Genomic DNA, 15,122 nt, shown 5'->3' with positions numbered 1-15,122 from the left:
TCAAATAGCGAGGCAGGCGAACCGCCCTGCCTCGCTATTTCCCGCTGCTATCAGAGATGATCAGGCTGAAGCCCGGTTTGCTTGGCAATTCGGATCATCATTCGAGGACCGATTTCTTCGCCATCGTGGAATGCGAAGACCACATCGGACCAACCTTCTCGTTCGAGCACCTTATGAGAACCGCTCTGACGCTTGACGGACCATCCGATCCGCTGAAGAGCCACCAGAACGCGACGAGCAGGATGAGAGCCGAAACGGCTCATGCAGCAACGATGAACAGTCGGCCGAGTTCGGGGATGACTTCTCCGTGCTCAAGGCGATCGGCCAGGACCCGGAGAGCGAGCGCTTCGACTTTGCCTTCAGCTTCCGCCTGGCTCTCTCCATAAGCCATGACACCAGGGAGATCGATGACTTCGGCAAGCCAGCGCCCGTCATCTTCCTGCTCAACTTCGATGCGCAGCATGCCGATCTCCCTGCCGATGCAACCTTCTACAGCAAAATCCACCGTCGCGGCAATTTTTGCCAAGCCTCATCACCCTTGAACAGCCCTCTCAGACCGCGCATAGAACAGTCCAGCCCCCAAGCGAAGACAGGCACGCACCATGACCGCAGATGCTCGCAAGACCACCCTCGACGCCCTGAAATCGCATGCGAAAACTGCGGCCCCGGCCGATATGCGTGCGGCGTTTGAGGCGGACCCGTCGCGCTTTACGCGTTTTTCGGCTCGGCTCGACGATCTGGTGCTCGACTATTCCAAATGCCGCATCGACGATGCGACCATCGCGCTTCTCGAACAGCTCGCCATCGACAGCAACGTCGAGGCCAGGCGGGACGCGATGTTTTCCGGCGAGGCGATCAACACGACGGAAGGCCGTGCAGTGCTGCATACGGCGCTACGCAATCGTTCCGGCAAGCCGATCATGGTCGACGGCAAGGATGTCATGGGCGACGTGCAGGCCGTGCTGCAAGCGATGGGAGACTTCGCCGAGGCGATCCGCAGCGGCGCGGCCAGCGGCGCGACCGGCAAGAAGATCACCGACATCGTCAATATCGGCATCGGCGGATCGGACCTCGGCCCGGCCATGGCGACGCTGGCGCTCGCGCCCTATCATGATGGGCCAAAGGCGCATTTCGTCTCGAATGTCGACGGCGCGCACATCGCCGACACGCTGAAGCCGCTCGATCCCGAGACGACGCTCGTCATCATCGCATCGAAGACCTTTACGACCATCGAGACCATCACCAACGCCCAGACCGCGCGCCGCTGGCTGGTGGACGCGCTCGGCGAAGCGGCCGTCGGCAATCACTTCTGCGCAGTTTCGACCGCGCTCGACAAGGTCTCAGCCTTCGGGATCAGCGAGAACCGCACCTTCGGCTTCTGGGACTGGGTGGGCGGGCGCTATTCGATCTGGTCGGCCATCGGCCTGCCGCTGATGATCGCCGTCGGCGCGGAGAATTTCGGCCGCTTCCTTGATGGCGCCCACGGGATGGATCGCCATTTCGCAGAGACACCGATCCGTCAGAACCTGCCGATGCTGCTCGGCCTAATCGGCTTCTATCATCGCGTTGCCTGCGGCTACGTCTCGCGCGCGATCATCCCCTACGACCAGCGTCTTTCCCGTTTTGCCGCCTATCTGCAGCAACTGGACATGGAATCGAACGGCAAGGGCGTCACGATCGACGGCACTGCTGTCGATACGCCAACCGGTCCCATCGTCTGGGGCGAGCCGGGCACCAACGGTCAGCATGCGTTCTTCCAGCTGCTGCATCAGGGCACCGACATCATCCCGGTGGAATTCATGATCGCGGCGAACGGTCACGAGCCCGATCTTGCGCATCAGCACCAATTGCTGATCGCCAACTGCCTGGCGCAATCGGAAGCGCTGATGCGCGGCCGCACGCTCGCCGAAGCGCGCCAGCAGCTGAAGGACAAGGGCGCATCCGATGCAGACGCCGACCGTATCGCGCCGCACCGGGTGTTCACCGGCAACCGCCCATCCATCACCCTCGTCTATGACAGGCTGACGCCCGAAGCGCTCGGCCGCCTCATCGCGCTTTATGAGCACCGTGTCTTCGTCGAAGCGCAGATCTTCGGCATCAACGCCTTCGACCAGTGGGGCGTGGAACTCGGCAAGGAGCTCGCAACCGGCCTGCTGCCCGTCGTCGAAGGCAAGGATGCCGGCGAAGGCCACGATGCCTCGACACTCGGGCTCGTGAAAACGATCCGGGACCTGCGCGGCGCCTGACGCTCAGGGCGTATTACTCAGAATCCGATTTCGTGCGCCCAGGGCGGGTTGGCGCCCGGGCGCGACACGGTCACCGACGCGGCCTTTGCGCCGAGCGACAGCGCATCTGCAATTGCATCTTCGCCGAGGTCGGCAATGGCAGCCTTCGTCAAAAGAGATGCACGGTCGAGCGAGGCCAAAATGCCCGCGTTGAATGTATCACCGGCCCCGACCGTATCGGCCACATCAACAGGATTACCCGGCACGCTGACGCGGTGGCGGATCGAAAGCCCGACTGCGCCTTCGGCCCCTTTCGTGACGACGACCAGCGACGGGCCAATTTTCAACCATTGCGCGGCTGCCGCCTCGGGCGTATCGAAACCGAACCAGGCCAGATCTTCATCCGACAGCTTCACGATGTCGCTCATGGCGATCATCCGGTTCATCCGCTCCAGATGCGCCTGCCGGTCGCGAATGAAGCCCGGGCGAATGTTGGGGTCGAGCGAGATCACGCGGCGTGCCGCCTCGCGCTTCATCAACGCCTCGTAGGTCGAGCCGCACGGCTCCGAGATCAGGCTGATCGCCCCGAAATGCAGCGCCGTCACATCCGGCCCGAACGTGGGCAGGTCGGCATCGGTGATCATCCGTCCGGCAGTGTTCTCATCGAAGAACGCGTAGCTCGCATGACCGTTGGTGAGCTTCACGAAGGCGAGCGTCGTCGGCTGGTCGAGGGATGCGCAATGGGAATGGTCTACATGCGAACTGTCGAGCGTCGCCCGCAGCACATCGCCGAACATGTCGGAGGATAGCCCCGTGAAGAACCCGGTGGGAATACCGAGCCGCCCGAGCGCGATGGCTGTGTTGAACACCGCCCCTCCGGCATAGGGTGCGAAAGCGTCCTCGCCGGTGACCCACTTGCGCGGCAGCATGTCGATCAAGGCTTCACCACAGCAAACGATCATCGCACCCCTCCCAAGAATTCAATCGATTTAATCAATTCGGCCGTTCGTGGCTAGCCCAGTCGCTGCTCGAAATCTTCGTAGCCGAATGTCTTGACGATCTCGACGGCATCCGTGCGAGCATCCCAAGTGGCGATGGAAGGCAGCGGCGTTCCGTTGAAGGTCGTGTTCTTGACCATCGTGTAATAGGCGAGATCGAGAAAGACGAGACGGTCGCCGATCGTTGGCCGGGTGGCGAAGCGGTAGGTACCGATCACGTCGCCGGCCAGGCACGTCGGCCCGCCGAGACGCATTGTCAGATCGTCCGCCTCGGACGCTGCCAGGTTGCGCGGCAGAGCCTGTGCGCCGATGAGCTCCGGCGTGAACGGCGCTTCGATCACATCGGGCATGTGGCACGTCGCCGAAGCATCGAGAATGCCGATGGCGGCCCCGTTCTCCGCGATGTCGAGCACTTCCGCGACCAGCGCGCCCGCATGCAGCGCCACCGCCGTGCCGGGCTCGAGATAGACCTTGAGGCCCGTGCGGGCGCGGAAGGCCTTCAGGCGCTCCACCAGCGTGTCGATCGGAAAGCCACCCTCGGTGATCAGCAGCCCGCCACCGAGATTGATCCAGCGCACCGCACCGAAGAGATGCGCGCATCGCTCTTCGACAGCGCTCAGCAGTCGGTCGAACGCATCGAAATCATGATCGCAAAGCGCATGGACATGCAGACCACCGAAAGGCGCCAAGTCCTCAACAGTGATCGCGTCAGCCGGTACGCCGAGCCGCGACCACGGTGCACACGGATCGTAAAGCGGTTGCGCCACTTCCGAATGCCCCGGGTTGATGCGCAAACCGAAATCAACGCCCGATGCGGCTTGAAGCTGCCCTTGGAAACGCTGCCACTGATGGAGCGAGTTCAGGATGACATGATCGGAATGTTCGAGAATACCTTCAATGTTCGCGGCCGAAAGCCCGGGTGCGTAGGTGTGGACCGCGCCGCCGAACCGCTCGCGCCCGAGACGTGCCTCGTAAAGCCCGCTCGCCGCTGTACCCGACAGATATCGACCGATCAGGTCACCAGCGCCGGGAAAGGAGAATGCCTTGAGCGCGAGCAGGATCTCGACGCCTGCGCGCTCGCCGACGGATTGCAGAAGCTTCAGATTGTCCTCGAGCTTGACGAGATCGATGACATAGCAGGGGCTGGATACACGGCTGGGATCGAAGCGCTCGAAATTGCCCGCCATCAGGCCGCACCCGGCTTTGCGAACGGCCAGGAGCCATCGAGCGGCAGTTCTGTCTCGTGCCAGTCGATGCCGGTTTCCGGCATCAGCTTCAGGAACGGATCGGGATCCAGTTCCTCCATATGGGTCATGGTCTCAGGGTTCCACGTGCCGTTCGCCATCAGCCGGATCGCGGTGATGACGGGAACGCCGGTCGAATAGGAAATCGACTGGCTGCCGACCTCCTCGTAGTTTTCCGCATGGTCGCAATTCGACCAGATGAAGAGCCGCTTCTCCTGACCATCCTTCACGCCGCGAATGTCGCAGCCGATGCAGATCTTGCCTTCGTAGTCCGGTGCGAGCGACGACGGATCCGGCAGGAGCGCCTTCACGAGACGGTTCGGTGCAACCTCGACCCCATCGACTTCCACCGGAATCGAAGACGTGAGCCCCAGATTGTCGAGGACGTTGAACACTTTGAGATAGTGCTCGCCAAAGCCCATCCAGAAGGTGATGCGCTCAGTGCCTGGAAAGGTGTAGGCCAGCGACTGCAGCTCGTCGTGCCCCATGGAATAGACGCGGTGCGAGCCAACCTGCGGCAGGGTGACGTCCATCCATTCGGAATGGTGCGGGATGGTCTTCCACGCACCGCTTTCCCAGGTGATCACGTCTTCCTTCACCTCGCGCAGATTGACGTCCGCATCGAAATTGGTCGCGAAATATTTGCCGTGGCTGCCGGCATTTACGTCGATGATGTCGATCGAGGAAATGCTGTCGAAATGGTGCTTGCGCGCATGGGCGCAGAAGATGTTCACGACGCCTGGGTCAAAACCCATGCCGAGAAATGCGTTCAGCTTCTTCTCGGCGAACTTTTCGCGGCGTGGCCACTCCACATAGGAATACCAGGGCGCCTTGATGTCCTCGACATGCTCGTCCTCGCCAAGCGCGGTGTCGAGATAATGCGTGCCCGTGGCCAAGCAGGCGTCGAGGAGCGTCTCGTTGCAATAGGGCGACGCGACATTGATCAGGATCTGCGCGCCCATCTCCGAGATCACGCGTTTCACATCCTCGAGGTTGCGCGCGTCGATGACCGTCGTCTCGATTAGGGCACCCTCGCCCGGCGCAGCCCAACGCTCCTGCACCTCTTGCGCGATCGCGGCGAGCTTATCCGCATTGCGTGCTGCGAGAACAATCCCGCCGAACTCGGCGCGGAACTGGGCTGCCTTGTGAACTGTCACCTGGCCGACGCCACCGGCACCGACGATCAAGAGCTTCGGCTTCGTCACGGCCTGTCTCCCTCGTTGAATGTTTGAGCTAAGAAAAGAAAATCAGGATTGCGGCAGTTCGGAAATACCGCCATTGCGCGCCGACCATGCAAGCGGCGCATTGAGAAAGGCTTCCACCTCCGACAACGTCTGCTCGTCGAAGAGTTTCTGTTCGCGCGCAACGGCCAGCACATTGCGCCAGGTGGAGACATAGTGGAGCCGCACATTGCCGTTTTCGAAGCGCTGCTCGGCTTCGGGAAAGATGCCGTAGAAGAAGAGCGCGATACCGTGATCGACGACCCCGCCAGCCGCGCGGATCGCGTCGATGAACTTGAACATGCTGCCACCGGCTGTCGTCAGGTCCTCGATGACGAGCACACGCGCACCTTCCGGCATGTGCCCCTCGATCTGCGCATTGCGGCCGTGGCCCTTCGGCGCCTTGCGCACATAGATCATCGGCAGCCCGAGCCGATCGGCAAGCAAGGCCGCGAATGGGATACCGGCCGTCTCGCCGCCGGCAATGCAGTCGAACTGCTCGAAACCTGCATTGCGCAACAGCGTACCAGCGGCAAAATCGATGACGGCAGAACGCACGCGCGGGTAGGACAAGAGCTTGCGGCAGTCGATATAGACGGGGCTGCGCATGCCCGACGCGAGCTTGTAGGGCTCGTCCGCCTTGAAATGCACAGCCTTGATCTCAAGCAGCATTTTCGCGACGAGTTCGGCGGCCACATCCTTGTCGGGGAAGCTGTTGGCGAACATCGGCGGATCCTTGACTGTCTGATCGGGCGGGCGGGAAGACCGGGCGCCGGTTGATTAGCAGCAAGCGATGCGCGGCGCTACCCGTCAGACGACATCCCAGTGAACCGGGAACATCGGGTCGAAGAGCGTGACTGGCCCGGCGCCCGTTTCGATCTTTGCTGGGTAAGCGACCGGCTCGGCGCGCTTGCTCAGCGTCATCGTGCCCGTGTTGACCGGAAGGCCGTACCAGGCCGGCCCGTTGAGCGAAGTAAACGCCTCCAGCCGGTGCAGCGCGCCCTCCTCCTCGAACACGTGCGCAAGCAGCGGCATCGTGTTCGTGGCGGTGAAGATGCCGGCACAACCGCAGCCGCATTCCTTCGTGGCATCCACGTGCGGTGCAGAATCCGTGCCGAGGAAGAACCGCGCGTCGCCCGACGTCGCGGCAGCGCGCAGCGCTAGGCGATGCGTCTCGCGCTTTGCGACCGGAAGGCAGTAATAATGCGGGCGGATACCACCTGCGAGGATCGCATTGCGGTTGATGATCAGGTGGTGGGTGGTGATCGATCCGGCGAGATTGCTGGAGGACGATTTGATGTAATCCACGCCATCCTTCGTCGTGACGTGCTCCATCGTGATCTTCAGTTCCGGCAGCCTCGCGCGCAGCGGCGCCAGCACCCGCTCGATGAAGACCGCTTCCCGGTCGAAGATGTCGATCGCAGGATCCGTGACCTCACCATGGACACAAAGAGGAAGCCCGATCGATGCCATGCGCTCCAGGATCGGCATGACCTTGTCGATGTCGCGCACGCCGCTTGCCGAATTGGTGGTGGCGCCGGCCGGATAAAGCTTCACCGCAGTGACGAGGCCGCTGGCATGGGCGTCCGCCAGATCATCGGCGTCGGTCGTTTCCGTCAGATAGAGCGTCATGAGCGGCTCGAAATCGGACCCTTCCGGCCGCGCTACCAAAATACGTTCGCGATAGGCGCGCGCATCGGCTGCGGTGACGACCGGCGGAACAAGGTTCGGCATGATGATCGCGCGTGCGAAATGCGCCGTCGTGTGCGGCAGCACGCCCTCCAGCATCGCCCCGTCGCGCAGATGCAGATGCCAGTCGTCGGGGCGGCGGATGGTCAGTTCGGTCATGAAGCGTGTCTCGCGAGGCTTGGATGTCGCCCTTCGTTAGCAGAGCGGGTCGGCCGAGAACAATCGCCGCAGTGCTTGTTGTTCACGGCGCACCGCGGCTATATCGAGGCCGCAACGATGACAAGGGAGAGCATCATGGATCTCGGATTGACCGGCAAACGCGCGCTCGTGCTTGCCTCCACGCGGGGCCTCGGTCTCGGCATCGGCACCAAGCTCGCCGAAGAAGGCGCACATGTGCTGCTGTCCGGCCGCTCCCGCGACAAGCTTGAACACGCCGTCACCATGATCCGCGAAGCCGGTGGCAAGGCCGATTTCGTCGAAGCCGATCTCACCGATCCGGGCGTCGTGGACACACTCGCCGCAGCAGTTGCCGAGAGGCTTGGCGGCATCGACATCCTCGTCAACAACACCGGCGGCCCGCCCCCCGGCGCAATGACCGACGCCTCGCTCGAGGTTCTCGCCAAGCAGTTCGACACGATGGTGCTGCGCGTGATGGCGATCACGCAGCGCTTCCTGCCTGCGATGAAGGAGCAAGGGTTTGGCCGCGTCCTCACCGTCGCATCCTCCGGCGTCATCCAGCCGATTCCCAATCTCGGCCTTTCCAATGCGCTCCGCTCCGCACTGGTCGGCTGGTCGAAATCGATGGCAAATGAGAACGCCGGTGCCGGCGTCACCTTCAACATGCTCCTGCCCGGCCGCATCCAGACCGAGAGGGTCGATGAGCTCGACGAAGCCAATTCCAAGCGCACCGGCAAGCCGATCGAAGACATTCGCGAAACCGCTCGCGCCTCTATTCCTGCTGGCCGCTACGGCACCGTCGAAGAATTCGCCTCCGTCGCCGCGTTCCTCGTGTCGGTGCCCGCAAGCTACGTGACCGGCGGCCTGATCCGCTGCGACGGCGGCGCGATCAAGTCGGTGTGAGAGAGCAGTGGGGGCGCCGGCGTTGACAGAAATCAGCCCGCCGCCCCATATCTCTTCCATGAGCGCAGCGGTGCGAGGTACCGCGAAAGGATCCGGTGATGCGACCCGAGCATGAATTCTTTGTCGCTGTCGAATGGGATGAGGAAGCACAGGTCTGGTACGTCGCCGATAGCGATGTTCCCGGCCTTGCCACTGAGGCGCCATCCATGGATCAGATGATCGCCAAGCTGAAAGTGATGGTGCCTGAGCTTCTCGAGGAGAACGGCGTCATCGAGGCTGTCCACGCAGAGGTGCCGTTTGCGCTGATGGCGAACGTCGCCGGCATTGCATCGCGCGCCTGACGCCGACGGATGCCGGGCTACACCAAAGCGGTCAAAGACATCCTTCGCGAGAACGGTTGCGCATTCTTCCGCCACGGCAAGGGCGATCACGATATCTGGTGGAATCCGACGACCGGCAAGAAATTCCCAGTCGATAGCGACATCAAATCGCGCCACACCGCCAACCAGATCATGAAGCAAGCCGGCATCGACCACAAATTCTGATCGACTCACCGGCTCACCTTGTCCGCCAGCCGCTCCAGCATCCCAAGGCACTGGTCGAGTTGGTCGAGACTGATGAATTCGTCCGGCTTGTGGGCCTGCGCGATCGAACCGGGTCCGCAGACGACGGCCGAAATGCCGGCCTTCTGAAAGAGGCCGGCCTCGGTACCGAAGGAAACGACGTCGGCCTCGTTGCGGCCCGTCAGTTCGCGCGCGATGGCAAGCGCTTCGGAATGGCTCGCCGGCTCCAACCCTTCGACCTCGCCGATCACGTGGGTCACGATATCGGTTGCTGGGTCGACCGCATGCATCGCCGGCCTCAGCACCTGATCGACGAAGGCACGCATCTCCGCCTTGACGAAATCAGCGTCGGCGGAGGTCACCGGCCGCATTTCCCAGTCGACGCGGCAGTCGCTCGCCACCACGTTGCGTGCCGGACCGCCGACGATGGCGCCGGCCTGAAGCGTCGTCCACGGTGGCGTGAACGGGCTGCCTTCAGGCGACCGCGCCTTCAGCGGCTCGCGCAATTCGAGCAGGCGCGTGATGTAGCTGACGGCGTATTCGATGGCATTCACGCCCGCATCGGGGATGGAGGCATGGCCGCCCGAGCCGGTGAAATGCGTCGTGTACTCGAAGCACCCCTTGTGGCCTTCGATGATGCGCATCTCTGTCGGCTCGCCGATGATGACGGCCGACGGCCGAATGCCTGCTTCGGCGAGATCGGCAATCAGCGCCCGCGCGCCGAGGCAGCCGACCTCCTCGTCATAGGTGAAGGCGAAATGCACGGGGCGGGCGAGATTGCATGCGGCGAAGACCGGTGCCATGGCAAGACATGCAGCGATAAAGCCCTTCATGTCGCAGGTGCCGCGCCCGTAGAGCAGGCCGTCGGCTTCCCGAAGCGCGAACGGATCGCTCGTCCAGTCCTGCCCCTCGACGGGCACGACATCGGAATGGCCCGAAAGCACGATGCCGCCATCCCCGCCGGGCCCGAGCGAAGCGAAGAGGTTCGCCTTGCCGCCGTCGGGATCCTGCGAGATCCGGACTTCCGCGCCGGATTGCTTCAGCAGGTCCGCGGCATACGCAATCAGATCCACATTGCTATCCGACGACACCGTCGGATAGGCGATGAGATCGGCAAGGATCGCGCGGGTCCGCTCCAGCAACATGAAGCCCGTTAATCCTTCACATACATTTTGCGGGGACGGTTGCAGAGGCATTCGGCCGCCGCGCCGTCGCGGATCAGGATGCTCTCGGTGATCTCGAGCCCCCAATCCTTCATCCAGAGCCCCGGCATGAAATGGAACGTCATGCCGGCTTCAAGGATCGTGTCGTCGTTCTCGCGGAACGAGATGGTCCGCTCGCCCCAGTCTGGCGGATAGGAAATGCCGATCGGATAGCCACAGCGTGCGCCGCGATCGATGCCGATCTTCTCGAGCTCGTAATGGAAGGCCCGCGCCACGTCGCCGGCCCGCGCGCCGGGACGCGCCGTTTCGAGCCCAGCTTCAAGGCCGAGCACCACGGCCATTTCCGCATCGAGCAGGTATTGCGGCGGCTTGCCGAGAAACACCGTCCGGCAGAACGGCACGTGATAGCGGCGGTAGCATCCGGCGATCTCGAAGAAAGTCGCCTCGCCCTGTTTGAACGGCTGCGCGCTCCAGGTGAGGTGCGGCGCCGCTGCATCCGATCCGCTTGGCAACAGCGGCACGATGGCCGGATAGTCACCCCAGATGCCCTCTTCCGTTCCGTCATCGAGACCACGGATCGTGTCCGCATAGATCTCGGCCACGACCTCGTTCTTCTTCATGCCCGGCTCGACGCGCTCCACGATTCCATCGACGACCTTCTCCGCGATTAGCGCCGCCTTGCGCATGAAGGCGAGTTCCTCGTTCGACTTGACCGTGCGCTGCCAGTTCACCAGCCCTGTCGCATCGCTGAAGGTTGCGTTCGGCAGCTCGTATTCGAGCACGAGGTAGGCTTTGGCGGAGAAGTAATAATTGTCGAGCTCGAGCCCGATGCGCGACGACGAATGGCCTTTGTCGCGGATCAGCGCGGCCAGCGTCTGCATCGGATGAATTTCGCGCGACTGCACATAGTGGTCGGCATAGGGAACGCAGCGCGCGTCCTCCATGTAGACGGTGCGCACCGCCCCATTGGCATCCTGCCCGCGGCCCCACCAGATCGGGTCTTCATCGTGGAAGATGAGCACGCCCTGGTGAACGTAGAACGACCAGCCGTCATAGCCGGTCAGCCATGCCATGTTCGAAGGATCCTCGACGAACAGGACGTCGATCTCCTGTTGCCGCATGGATTGGCGCACCAGACGCAGGCGGCGCTCATATTCGGCGTGGCTGAAAGGCAATGCAATGGCAGGCATCAGCAGACTTCCCGATCTAAAACGACATTTTTAGGCACCGTCACACTATGCCTACACTACAAGCAGCACGGGCAACAGCCTGTCTGAATGCGACGTCCGGATGCCGCGACGAGCCAGGCTCTTGGAGCCTTAAACGGGGCGAACTTGACAGCGCCGACGCCGCCGTGGTCGGCTTGCGGCTTCCAGAACCCATGAAATCGCGGAAATTACCGGAGAACGCTCCGTGTTGACCTCCCCAAGCATCAGCGACATCGAGCAGGCACAAGCGAACATTGCAGGCCATGTGCTCCGCACACCCCTCGTCGAAGCCACGGCATTGTCCCGTCTCCTTGGCACCGAGCTTCTCCTGAAGCTGGAATCGCTGCAGCCCATCGGTGCGTTCAAGCTGCGCGGGGCCGTCAACGCGATCATGCAGCTTCCCGCCGATGTTGCCGGTGTCACCTGTTGCTCGACCGGCAATCATGGTCGCGCAGTCGCCCATGCCGCCAAATCCCGTGGCATTCGTGCGGTTGTCTGCATGTCATCGCTCGTACCGAAGACCAAGGTGGACGGCATCCGGGCGCTTGGCGCGGAGGTGCGGATCGTGGGAGTTAGCCAGGATGATGCGCAGGAGGAAGCGGCGCGCCTGGTGGCCGAGGAAGGCCTGGTGGATATCCCGCCCTTCGACCATCCGCATGTCATCGCCGGACAAGGTACGATCACGCTGGAGATGCTGGAAGACCGGCCCGACATCGAAACGCTGGTGATCCCGCTTTCCGGCGGTGGGCTCGCCGCGGGCATGGCACTTGCCGCCAAGCACATAAAGCCCTCGATCCGGTTTGTGGGCATCTCGATGGACCGCGGCGCGGCAATGCACGAAAGCATCCGCGCCGGCCGTCCCGTCGCTGTCACCGAAGTCGCGAGCCTCGCCGATTCACTCGGCGGCGGCATCGGGCTCCAGAACCAACACTCGTTCGAGCTCTGCCGGAACTTCTTGGATGAAACCATCCTCGTCACCGAAGACGAGATCTACCGGGCGATGCAGGCCCTGTTCTACGAGGAGCGCATCGTGGCCGAGGGCGCCTGCGTGGTGGGCATCGCCGCGATCATGGCTGGAAAGCTCAAAGAGCTTGAAGGTCCAGTCGCGACCGTCATCACCGGACGCAACGTCGATATGGGCGTCTTCAACCGCATCATGGCGGGAGACGACATCGTCCTTGGCGACGTCACCGTAGAAGGAAGGACCTACGACCATGGCTGAGCCACGCGACGTTCTCATCCTCACCGAGCGCGACCTTCGCGAACTCGTCCATTTGGACCATGCAGCCATCGACGTCGTGGAAAAAGCATTCGCGGCTTTGGCAAGCGGCAAGGTCGTGATGCCGCCGATCCTGTCCATGGCGATCCCCGAGGCGCATGGCGAGGTGGACGTGAAGACCGCCTACATCCCCGGCTTCGGAGGCTTTGCCATCAAGGTGAGCCCCGGCTTCTTCGACAATCCGAAGCTCGGCCTGCCGAGCCTGAACGGCCTGATGATCCTCTTTTCAGCACGCACGGGCCTCGTCGAGGCACTGCTGATGGACAATGGCTACCTCACCGACATCCGCACGGCAGCAGCCGGCGCGGTCGCCGCGAAACATCTCGCGCCGCAGACGGTCGATACGGCTGCTGTCTTCGGCACCGGCGTCCAGGCGCGGCTGCAGATGAAGGCGGCGCATCTCGTCCGGCCGTTCCGCAAGCTCATCGTCTGGGGCCGCGATCGGGCGAAGACGGAAGCCTGCGCCGCCGATCTTGCCGCAGAGCTTGGCATCGAGGTCGTCGCCGAACCGGATGGCGAAAAGGCCGTCGCCGAAAGCCAGCTCGTCGTGACGACGACGCCTGCCCGCGAACCGATCCTGAAGGCTGAATGGCTGCATCCGGGCCTCCACATCACCGCAATGGGTTCCGACAGCCCTGAGAAGAACGAAATCGAACCAGAGGCCCTCGCCCGCGCCGATCTCTACGTCGCCGATCGTGCAAGCCAGTGCGAAACGCTCGGTGAACTGCGGACCGCAATGGAAGCCGGGCTTTGGGGAGCAGGTCAGCCGGTCGAATTGGGTGACATCGTTGCGGGCAAGGTCGAAGGTCGCATGTCCGAGGATGCGATCACCATGTGCGATCTGACTGGCACCGGCGCGCAGGACACCGCCATTGCGACCTTTGCCCTCGGGGTTGCCAAGGCGGGGGGTAAAGGTTCAAAAGTGGCCCTATAGGCCCGCACCTCCGATTTTTGCCGCAAAATGCGCCATGGAGGGGCCCGAAGGCCCGGCCGCTGCATCGAATTGCCGGCAAGAGGGCGCTGGAAACCAAGAGACCACCCGACGGAGTAACCATGCTCAGGAACGACCAGCTCGACCAGTGGGACCGCGAGAATTTCTTCCACCCCTCCACGCATATGGGCCAGCACGAACGCGGTGAAAGCGCCAACCGCGTCATCACCGGCGGCTCGGGCGTCTATATCGAAGACCGCAACGGCAACCGTCTCCTGGATGGCTTTGCCGGCCTCTACTGCGTGAATGTCGGCTATGGCCGCCAGGAAATCGCCGATGCGATCGCCGCCCAGGCCAAGGAACTGTCCTACTATCACGCCTATGTCGGCCACGGCACGGAAGCCTCCATCACGCTTGCGAAAATGGTGATGGACCGCATGCCCGAGCACATGTCGAAGGTCTATTTCGGCCTTGGCGGATCGGACGCGAACGAGACCAACATCAAGCTCGTCTGGTACTACAACAACATCCTCGGCCGTCCCGAGAAGAAGAAGATCATCTCGCGCTGGCGCGGCTATCACGGCTCGGGCCTGATGACCGGATCGCTGACCGGCCTGACGCCCTTCCACAACAAGTTCGACCTGCCGCTCAGCCAAGTGCTGCACACCGAAACGCCGTCCTATTTCCGCCGGCCCGATCTCGACATGAGCGAAGCCGACTTCGTCACCCATTGCGTCGACAAGCTCGAAGAGATGATCGCGGCGGAAGGCGCCGACACCATTGCAGCCTTCATCGGTGAGCCGATGCTCGGCACGGGCGGCATCGTTCCCCCGCCGGCCGGTTACTGGGATGCCATCCAGGCGGTGCTCGACAAGCATGACATCCTGCTCATCGCCGACGAAGTGGTCACCGGTTTCGGCCGTCTCGGCACCATGACGGGCTCGGCGCATTACGGCCTGAAGCCCGACATCATCACCATCGCCAAGGGCCTGACCTCGGCCTATGCGCCGCTGTCCGGGTCGGTCATTTCGGACAAGGTCTGGCAGGTTCTGGTGAAGGGTTCCGACGAGATGGGGCCGATCGGCCACGGCTGGACCTATTCGGCGCACCCGATCGGCGCGGCCGCCGGCGTCGCGAACCTCAAACTCGTCGACGACCTCGGTCTCGTCGAGAATGCGGGAACGGTCGGCGCCTATCTGAACGAAAAGATGAAGGACGCCGTCGCCGATCACCCCCAAGTCGGTGATGTCCGCGGCGAAGGCATGCTCTGTGCGGTGGAATTCGTCGACGACAAGGCGAGCCGGAAATTCTACGACCCCTCCCGCAAGATCGGCCCGGCCGTCTCAGCGGCTGTCCTGAAGCAGGGCGTCATCGGCCGTGCGATGCCGCAAGGCGACATCCTGGGCTTCGCCCCACCGCTTTGCCTGACGCGCGAGGAAGCCGACAAGATCGTCGACGCCACGCGCACCGCATTGATCGAAGTCTTCGGCTGATCGTCGCCAAAGGGCTGGTCACCAAAATC

At 62.8% G+C, this 15,122-nt stretch carries 16 protein-coding genes; 7 read left to right on the top strand and 9 right to left on the bottom strand.

All coding sequences use genetic code 11. The features are described from left to right. Positions 1 to 50 precede the first annotated feature (50 nt). On the bottom strand, positions 51 to 263 hold the full coding sequence (locus PU133_RS05050; RefSeq protein WP_404863757.1) for a type II toxin-antitoxin system HicA family toxin: 213 nt from the start codon (positions 261 to 263) through the stop codon (positions 51 to 53). After that, positions 260 to 526, bottom strand: coding sequence for a type II toxin-antitoxin system HicB family antitoxin (locus PU133_RS05045; protein WP_245451439.1), 267 nt, complete (start codon positions 524 to 526; stop codon positions 260 to 262). The genes PU133_RS05050 and PU133_RS05045 overlap by 4 nt, the downstream gene beginning before the upstream one ends. A 76-nt stretch (positions 527 to 602) precedes the next feature. Here PU133_RS05045 and pgi point away from each other — a divergent pair, with 76 nt between their 5' ends. Then, positions 603 to 2,246 (top strand): glucose-6-phosphate isomerase, encoded by a 1,644-nt coding sequence (pgi, locus tag PU133_RS05040; protein ID WP_404863756.1) that lies wholly within the window; start codon positions 603 to 605, stop codon positions 2,244 to 2,246. A gap of 17 nt (positions 2,247 to 2,263) precedes the next feature. Here the strand turns inward: pgi and PU133_RS05035 are convergent, their stop codons facing one another. From PU133_RS05035 to pyrC, 5 genes are all read right to left on the bottom strand, one after another. Then, positions 2,264 to 3,187, bottom strand: a complete 924-nt coding sequence (locus PU133_RS05035; RefSeq protein WP_404863755.1) for a carbohydrate kinase — start codon at positions 3,185 to 3,187, stop codon at positions 2,264 to 2,266. Between the two features lie 50 nt (positions 3,188 to 3,237). After that, on the bottom strand, positions 3,238 to 4,410 hold the full coding sequence (locus tag PU133_RS05030; RefSeq protein ID WP_404863754.1) for a carboxynorspermidine decarboxylase: 1,173 nt from the start codon (positions 4,408 to 4,410) through the stop codon (positions 3,238 to 3,240). Then, entirely contained in the window at positions 4,410 to 5,672 is a 1,263-nt protein-coding gene (locus tag PU133_RS05025) for a saccharopine dehydrogenase family protein (RefSeq protein ID WP_404863753.1), read from the bottom strand. Before PU133_RS05025 ends, PU133_RS05030 begins: the two co-directional genes overlap by 1 nt. A gap of 42 nt (positions 5,673 to 5,714) precedes the next feature. Continuing rightward, a complete protein-coding gene (locus tag PU133_RS05020; protein ID WP_404863752.1) occupies positions 5,715 to 6,413 on the bottom strand; it encodes an orotate phosphoribosyltransferase in 699 nt (232 codons plus the stop codon). 84 nt (positions 6,414 to 6,497) lie between these two features. Beyond that, positions 6,498 to 7,535 carry a dihydroorotase gene (pyrC, locus tag PU133_RS05015; protein ID WP_404863751.1) on the bottom strand — a complete coding sequence of 346 codons (1,038 nt, stop codon included), beginning with the start codon at positions 7,533 to 7,535 and terminating at the stop codon, positions 6,498 to 6,500. A 135-nt stretch (positions 7,536 to 7,670) separates the two neighbouring features. Between pyrC and PU133_RS05010 the strand changes: the two genes are divergently transcribed. From PU133_RS05010 to PU133_RS05000, 3 genes are all read left to right on the top strand, one after another. After that, positions 7,671 to 8,456, top strand: coding sequence for an SDR family oxidoreductase (locus PU133_RS05010; RefSeq protein WP_404863750.1), 786 nt, complete (start codon positions 7,671 to 7,673; stop codon positions 8,454 to 8,456). Between the two features lie 98 nt (positions 8,457 to 8,554). After that, positions 8,555 to 8,797, top strand: coding sequence for a DUF1902 domain-containing protein (locus PU133_RS05005; protein WP_404863749.1), 243 nt, complete (start codon positions 8,555 to 8,557; stop codon positions 8,795 to 8,797). 9 nt (positions 8,798 to 8,806) lie between these two features. After that, a complete protein-coding gene (locus PU133_RS05000) occupies positions 8,807 to 9,001 on the top strand; it encodes a type II toxin-antitoxin system HicA family toxin (protein ID WP_404863748.1) in 195 nt (64 codons plus the stop codon). Between the two features lie 5 nt (positions 9,002 to 9,006). On the opposite strand, the gene argE is transcribed toward PU133_RS05000, so the two are convergent. Both argE and PU133_RS04990 read right to left on the bottom strand, forming a co-directional pair. Further along, a complete protein-coding gene (gene argE / locus PU133_RS04995) occupies positions 9,007 to 10,164 on the bottom strand; it encodes an acetylornithine deacetylase (RefSeq protein WP_404863747.1) in 1,158 nt (385 codons plus the stop codon). A gap of 8 nt (positions 10,165 to 10,172) precedes the next feature. After that, a complete protein-coding gene (locus PU133_RS04990; RefSeq protein ID WP_404863746.1) occupies positions 10,173 to 11,372 on the bottom strand; it encodes a M24 family metallopeptidase in 1,200 nt (399 codons plus the stop codon). A 226-nt stretch (positions 11,373 to 11,598) separates the two neighbouring features. Here PU133_RS04990 and eutB point away from each other — a divergent pair, with 226 nt between their 5' ends. The 3 genes from eutB to PU133_RS04975 all read left to right on the top strand — a co-directional run bounded on the left by eutB (position 11,599) and on the right by PU133_RS04975 (position 15,093). Further along, positions 11,599 to 12,612, top strand: coding sequence for a hydroxyectoine utilization dehydratase EutB (gene eutB, locus PU133_RS04985; RefSeq protein WP_404864447.1), 1,014 nt, complete (start codon positions 11,599 to 11,601; stop codon positions 12,610 to 12,612). Beyond that, positions 12,605 to 13,603, top strand: coding sequence for a cyclodeaminase (locus PU133_RS04980; protein ID WP_404863745.1), 999 nt, complete (start codon positions 12,605 to 12,607; stop codon positions 13,601 to 13,603). Before eutB ends, PU133_RS04980 begins: the two co-directional genes overlap by 8 nt. A 119-nt stretch (positions 13,604 to 13,722) precedes the next feature. Continuing rightward, positions 13,723 to 15,093, top strand: a complete 1,371-nt coding sequence (locus PU133_RS04975) for an aspartate aminotransferase family protein (protein WP_404863744.1) — start codon at positions 13,723 to 13,725, stop codon at positions 15,091 to 15,093. The last annotated feature ends 29 nt before the right edge of the window (positions 15,094 to 15,122 follow it).

The sequence above is a fragment of the Georhizobium sp. MAB10 genome, assembly GCF_045012825.1.
In the GTDB taxonomy this organism is placed as follows: Bacteria; Pseudomonadota; Alphaproteobacteria; order Rhizobiales; family Rhizobiaceae; genus Georhizobium; species Georhizobium profundi.
This window is presented reverse-complemented; position numbering and strand designations above follow the sequence as displayed.